We start from the raw sequence: 5,929 nt of genomic DNA, 5'->3' as shown, positions 1-5,929 counted from the left end.
AAATGCATCTCGCCCAAGACAATGATGTGGTCCACACACTCACGCCGGATCGATCCGATCAGCCGTTCGGCAAAGCCATTCTGCCAAGGCGAGGCCGGTGCGGTAGTGTTGCACGGACTGAAGGCATTCGGGATTGTCGGTGCCAACATCAAGCATAATTGGCAGCGTCGTCGCTGGATGAATTCCTCCGCAGGCGGAGTAGAGCGCGAGCTTGCCCAGCGGGATACCCATGCCGCCGGCGCCCTGGTCGCCAAGTCCAAGGATACGTTCGCCGTCTGTCACGACGATCGCCTCGACCCGGTCGAAATGCGGGTTGTCCAAAATTGTCTTGAGCTTCGTTTTGTGCGGAAGGCTCAGAAATAAGCCGCGCGGTTTCCGGAACAAACGGCTGAATTGCTGGCAACCGGCGCCGATTGTTGGTGTGTAGACAATCGGCAACAGTTCCTCAATATTCTTCACCATGAGCGCAAAGAACAGTGTCTCGTTGGCGTCGTGCAGCCCTCGCAGGAATGAATAGCGCTCAAGGTCCGTCTTGAAGCTGCGAAGCGCATGGAGACGACGCGAGATTTGCTCGTCGAGCACGCCGATGTTTGGCGGCAACAGACCATGAAGATCAAACATGCTCCGCTCGGCCTCGGTGAAGGCTGTACCCTTGTTCAGGAGGGGATCGGCGAGAAGTTGGTAGCCGGAGAGCGACGTCGTGACAGTCGTAAGCTCGGCAATAGTGGGGTGCTCTGATAATTGCTGCAACTGGGAACCTTCCTCACAAGTGAGTTAGACGACATACACGCGTTCCATGACCAGAGACCACCACGAACGAGAAAGAGACGCTGCAGCGGCGGCTGAGCTCTTCCGACTTTGTCAGGTGCCCCAATCAGAGATCAACAAGTGCGCCTGCTCGTCAAAGAAGCAATCCGCGCGCACTAGCATGCTCCGACCTGACATCGGATAAGTCGCCCAGCAGTATCAAGCCGCGCACTTCTCGGGAGGCGGGGCGGCGGCCCGGAGCCGGCCCCGGCCGAAGGTCACATCCTTGGCCTCGACGCCGAACCAGGTCATAGCCGCGATGATGATTGCGACAGTCACCGCGACGAGCATCAGCGCGAATGCGTAATCATTGCCGTAATGAACCGCGATCGCCGCCTGCATCGTCGCGTTTCCGGAGGCGAGCAGATTACCGAGCTGATAGACGAAACCGGGGAACGTGCCCCGCGCGCCCTCGGGAGAGAGCTCGTTGAGGTGGACCGGTATTACCCCCCAAGCACCCTGGACCATGAATTGAATCAGGAACGCGCCGATCGCCAGAAATATTGGCGTTGTCGAAAACGCCCACAGTGGCACGATCGGCAGCGAGATGACGGCGGCAAGGACAATGGCGCGCCGCCGTCCGATGCGCTGCGACAGCATTCCAAAAAAAATCCCGCCGAGGATCGCCCCTACATTGTAGATTACCGCAATAGTACCGACGACCGTCGGCGAGAGATGGTGCTGAACTTGAAGGAATGTTGGATAGAGGTCCTGCGTGCCATGGCTGTAGAAGTTAAAAGCGGTCATCAACAGCACCGCATAGAGGCCGAGCTTCCAATGCGAACGCAACACGGAGAGCGTCCCGCCTTCGGACGACGCGGTGCGCTGCCAGCTTGGTGATTCCGGCACGGCGCGGCGAATATAGAGAACCAGAAGCGCAGGGAGCACCCCGATCATGAACATGCCGCGCCAACCGATGAGCGGAAACAGAGTTGCATAGACGACCGACGCAATGAGGTAACCGCTCGGATAACCCGCTTGCAAAAGCCCCGACACAAAGCCGCGCGACCGGGACGGAATCGTCTCCATGGCGAGCGAAGCGCCCACCCCCCACTCACCCCCCATGGCGATACCGTAGAGGGCGCGCAACACGATCAGCACGCTGAGACTCGGCGCGAACCCGGACGCGAATTCGAGAAGCGAATAGAGCACGACGTTGACCATGAGAGTCGGCCGACGGCCGTAGCGATCAGCCGCGCGCCCGAACAGGAAGGCGCCGAGCGGCCGCATAGCCAAAGTAAGCAGGATGGCAATGGTAACGTCACCGATCTCGGTGTGGAATTCAGCGGCAATGTCTTTGAGCACAAAGACCAGAAGAAAGAAATCGAACGCATCCAACGTCCAACCAAGATAGCAAGCCAACACGACTTTTCGTTGCGTGCTGGACCATCCCGAGGGTGGATCAGGCATTTCCGCTTCTTTCACGGCGTATAACAAACGCCCTCCCAAAATGTCGCCGGTGGACATTGAATATGTCCAACTAAGATTTTCGACAGACTACACAGGGGGGGTTTCTGAAGTCTGAGCAAAATTGCTCTCTTCGCGAGACAGGGATGAACTCAGCGCAGAAAGTACGTAACCTCCTGAGGCCGTTTGTCTTTAAGCTGTCCAGGACGCCACCTAACGCGTTCAGACTCTTATTGCGGCGCGGCCGTTCACCACTCAATGTGAGCAATTCTATACAGTTTCACTGTGGCATTAAGCCTAGCGTTAAGATCGCGTCTAGCTATGCAATGAATACAATGAAACATTACAGATGAAGTTTCCTCATCGTTTGTAGCGGCCTCAGCTATCCAATGTTGCTGCTTATTTTTTCCGGAGCATGGCATAAGCGTATCGGCATGAAGATCGTTCCCGAGGAGTGCGTCCACAGCGAAGGGTACTGCATCGGTCAAATCATCACGCTTCGGCTTCCAGCCACTCGACTCCGTGAAGTCAACCGCGTTCTTGAGACCACCGCATGGGGCAGCTATCGAACGGAGTTCTACCCGACCTATGATTACAAGGCCATCGGCATGGGATTACGTGGTGAGAAGGCGCTTTAGAATTACGGACTGTTTGGCGGCAGAGTGGTCGTTCGAGGCCCGATTGTAAGTTCAGTAATCGTCTTTGGTACGACGCCGGAACTGTCCTTTGCATCATCCGTCGTGGGCTTTGCCGATGTCAGTATGTTGCGGCTTCGCGGGGTCCATTGGGTGGCGCGGGCATCCGCTATCGTCTTCGCGTAATATTCCTCGCGTTCTTGCTGAAATTTTTCCTGGTTCGCCTTGAAATTGGCAACGCGCCTCTGAATCACGGCGCGTTCCATATCGAGTCTGCTTTTCGTGGTGGGTACTTCGGCTACGAAAGGACGCGGCACCGACGGCACAACTGGTTTCGGTAAATCAATTGTCTTAGGTGCATCAGCTGCGACCCCTTGAACAAATGCCAAGGTCTCTTCGATTAGCAGGTCGCGCTTTCTCGTCGACTCATTCATTACAAAGCCTATCCGACTGACATGACTTTGGATGATACCAGCCGCAAATCGGATGAGTCGAGAGTGGCGTACCCTCTGCCCCCCGGGGAAATAGATGGAACCCTGCTTTGCCGATTAGATAAGCTGAACCCGAAGTCGCAACGGAATCGGATAGCCGCCCCGCGCTAATGATGCTTGTGGAAGTTGTCGATTCAAGTACGTTCACTTTGTCCGGCGGTTTTTCTTCCTCCTCTCTCTGGCCGCTGGATGGGTGTGTGAACCTTTAACCCCGCCGGTATAACAGCCGGGCGGGGTTTTGTCGCGTGAACCATCATCTCTCGCGGTGCCCGGCAAGTTGATACTGCCTCATCTTCTGGCGGGGCCGAGTGATGTGTCGGCGTGATTTGGAAAACGTGCTGATCTAGTTGCGGCAACTTTGAAGGCTATTTTTCCGCTGAAGTTTTGCAAACTTCCGTATCACGGTGTTGTTCAATGTCTTCGGGTTCCTGTTCGTCAAGACGGGTAAGTTCGGGTCGTGCATCACTATCCACCCGCAGCAGTTCATCCAACTTTGCATGAAGGGCTAGGGTGTCTCGCCGATTTGACCGCTGGATAAACAGGGTCATGACCCATACCGCCAACGTTGCGACAGCGTTCCAATCGAAGGTGGCAGCGTCGAAGGTCAGCCACAGCAATGCGTAGAGAATTACAACTGCGAAAGCAGCACGATGTCCTGCCGCTTGGCCTACCGCCGTGGTCCAATGCTTCTTTCCGATTTCCATATCGTTATTGTTTCAAAGAATTCTCAATGCAAATTGAAAAGGCCCGGCATGATACCGGGCCTTCATGTCCAAAATAATCCCGCCGATGCGAACCGTTCAACATTTTATAGCCGACCCATTAGCAACAGAATTACGAGGACGACGATGACTAACCCGAGTCCGCCGCCCCCGTAGTAGCCGGTGCCATAAAAAGGGCCGCCGCCAATGCCGCTAAAGCCACCAAGCAAAGCCATGACCAATATGATGAGAATGATCGTCCCTATCGACATTTTCGATCTCCAAGTTTTTGGCAAAACGCCCCGCCGAGTCGGCAGGTCGTCTATTGAGAACTGACGGAACATTTGTCGTCGTTTGAGGCCACTTGACCAGCGCCCGCTGCAAGATTTACGACTTATCCCCTTGGATGATATCAGCCGCAAATCGGATGAGTCGAGAGTAGCTTACCCTCTGCCCCCGGGGAAATCGATGGAACCCCTGTTGACGAGGTGCGTCACAACTTCGAACTCGCTTATTCGAGCGGGGATTTTCACGCATGGCTGCGCCGCCGCGCGCCGAAGGCGCGGAGATATGGCTCGGTATGCACCGGGGCTTGTTTTCTCGGCGCCGCGGGCCTGCTTCACGGGTTGAATGCGACGACGCACTGGCAACACGCGACAGAAATCGCCGAACGCTTCCCGGCAGCCAAAGTCGTGCCGGACCAGATTTATGTCAAAGATGGCTCACTTTATACGGGAGCCGGCGTTACAGCCGGAATCGATCTCGCATTGAAGCTAATCGAGGACGATCACGGACACGACCTCGCATTGATGGTCGCTCGTCGGCTGGTGGTGTTTCTCAAGCGTCCCGGCGGTCAATCACAGTTCAGTGCGCACCTTGCGGCGCAAATTGCAAACGAGGGGCGGATTACGGGATCGCCAGCGCGAAAGGTTCTTTTGATGGTCCTCGCAAACTACGCCGACGAGAGCGGCGTCTGCTGGCCATCGCAAGAGACCCTGGCACGAGGGACCGAACAGTCGGTCGATACCGTCCAGCGCCAACTCAAGAAACTCCAGAACCTAGGGGTAATCGAGCGCGAACGTATGCCAAAGCGGCGCGGCCAGTGGCAGGGCTACCGCTATAAATTGTCGTTGCGGTCAGAGCATGAAAACCCGCCCAGGTCACGAGCCGAAAAACGCGGACCTGACCCTGTATGCGTTACAGGGGCAAATCCGGACTTGCGGCCTGGCCGTGCCGCAACCAGCACGCCACCCGGGCCGCAAAGCTTGCGGCTTAAACCTTCATTAGAACCTTCATTTGAACCATCACACTCAAACATGACCACCGCTGCATCTGAAAGACTGCGGGCTTTCCAAAGGAAGCAAGAAGGATCGGAGGTCGTTCAAAACCGCATAGCTCTCCGCATCGGTGATGACGGTTGGCTCATTTTGGGCGGAATGAGCGATGCTCAACGCGCATATCTGACCACTTTGGAGCGGCAAGGCCGGCTCGACGATGCTACGCTTGCAAGCGCGGCGTTCGCCATTCGGCGTGCGCAACCGCCGTGAGGGGGATGGTAAGTTTCGGCTTAAGGATTCGGACACAGCGCGTTGCTCGGAGCATGGCAGCGGAGAGCTCCAAGGGGTGGGGGTGGTGCAATCACTACCGTTTCGTCGCGTCTCGGACCGGTACCACTGTCACTCAGGGATTTTTTTCTCATATGCGAAGATTTTTGGCCCATTCGGCATTTCCTACCAACGGGCTTCGAGCGATCTCGACATCACGCTACTTGCCCGACAACAGAATCACAACGAACTCAGTGTGTTGTCGGTATTCGGCCGGATCGGCTAGCTCGTTGCTCGCACGCTCTTCATTATGCGGCTCGTTTTCGAAGTATTATTTTTCCGAG

7 protein-coding genes and 1 pseudogene are annotated in these 5,929 nt (G+C 56.0%); 2 read left to right on the top strand and 6 right to left on the bottom strand.

Annotation, left to right across the window (positions count from 1 at the left end; translation table 11 throughout):
• The 3 genes and pseudogenes from E8A46_RS30495 to E8A46_RS22835 all read right to left on the bottom strand — a co-directional run.
• On the bottom strand, positions 1-149 hold a 149-nt coding region (locus E8A46_RS30495; protein WP_363252364.1), incomplete at its 3' end, for an integrase core domain-containing protein.
• Positions 127-621: pseudogene (locus E8A46_RS22840) on the bottom strand (NAD-dependent malic enzyme); the annotation flags it as partial. The pseudogene E8A46_RS22840 and the gene E8A46_RS30495, both read right to left, overlap by 23 nt.
• 345 nt (positions 622-966) lie before the next feature.
• The gene (locus E8A46_RS22835; protein WP_291566111.1) at positions 967-2,217 is read right to left on the bottom strand and encodes an MFS transporter; all 1,251 of its coding nucleotides are present in this window, start codon (positions 2,215-2,217) and stop codon (positions 967-969) included.
• A 431-nt stretch (positions 2,218-2,648) separates the two neighbouring features.
• On the opposite strand from E8A46_RS22835, the gene E8A46_RS22830 reads away from it, so the two are divergent.
• Positions 2,649-2,852: a hypothetical protein gene (locus E8A46_RS22830; RefSeq protein WP_291566113.1), complete on the top strand. Its 204-nt coding sequence runs from the start codon at positions 2,649-2,651 to the stop codon at positions 2,850-2,852.
• A gap of 2 nt (positions 2,853-2,854) precedes the next feature.
• Here E8A46_RS22830 and E8A46_RS22825 read toward each other — a convergent pair whose 3' ends face one another.
• The 3 genes from E8A46_RS22825 to E8A46_RS22815 all read right to left on the bottom strand — a co-directional run bounded on the left by E8A46_RS22825 (position 2,855) and on the right by E8A46_RS22815 (position 4,313).
• On the bottom strand, positions 2,855-3,283 hold the full coding sequence (locus E8A46_RS22825) for a hypothetical protein (protein WP_291566107.1): 429 nt from the start codon (positions 3,281-3,283) through the stop codon (positions 2,855-2,857).
• A 422-nt stretch (positions 3,284-3,705) separates the two neighbouring features.
• Positions 3,706-4,044, bottom strand: coding sequence for a low affinity iron permease family protein (locus E8A46_RS22820; protein ID WP_291566105.1), 339 nt, complete (start codon positions 4,042-4,044; stop codon positions 3,706-3,708).
• A gap of 104 nt (positions 4,045-4,148) precedes the next feature.
• Positions 4,149-4,313, bottom strand: coding sequence for a DUF3309 family protein (locus E8A46_RS22815; protein WP_291566103.1), 165 nt, complete (start codon positions 4,311-4,313; stop codon positions 4,149-4,151).
• 216 nt (positions 4,314-4,529) lie between these two features.
• Here E8A46_RS22815 and E8A46_RS22810 point away from each other — a divergent pair, with 216 nt between their 5' ends.
• Positions 4,530-5,588, top strand: coding sequence for a helix-turn-helix domain-containing protein (locus E8A46_RS22810; RefSeq protein ID WP_291566100.1), 1,059 nt, complete (start codon positions 4,530-4,532; stop codon positions 5,586-5,588).
• Positions 5,589-5,929 lie beyond the last annotated feature (341 nt).

The organism is Bradyrhizobium sp. (genome assembly GCF_004799445.1).
In the GTDB taxonomy this organism is placed as follows: Bacteria; Pseudomonadota; Alphaproteobacteria; order Rhizobiales; family Xanthobacteraceae; genus Bradyrhizobium.
The sequence above is the reverse complement of the archived record's forward strand: the minus strand, read 5'-3'. Positions and strand labels throughout refer to the sequence as shown.

Bases quoted from the DNA above. Each gene is read 5' to 3' on its own strand.
- E8A46_RS22815 (WP_291566103.1), bottom strand. From the start codon at position 4,313: ATGTCGATAGGGACGATCATTCTCATCATATTGGTCATGGCTTTGCTT.
- E8A46_RS22820 (WP_291566105.1), bottom strand. From the start codon at position 4,044: ATGGAAATCGGAAAGAAGCATTGGACCACGGCGGTAGGCCAAGCGGCA.
- E8A46_RS22825 (WP_291566107.1), bottom strand. From the start codon at position 3,283: ATGAATGAGTCGACGAGAAAGCGCGACCTGCTAATCGAAGAGACCTTG.
- E8A46_RS22830 (WP_291566113.1), top strand. From the start codon at position 2,649: ATGAAGATCGTTCCCGAGGAGTGCGTCCACAGCGAAGGGTACTGCATC.
- E8A46_RS22835 (WP_291566111.1), bottom strand. From the start codon at position 2,217: ATGCCTGATCCACCCTCGGGATGGTCCAGCACGCAACGAAAAGTCGTG.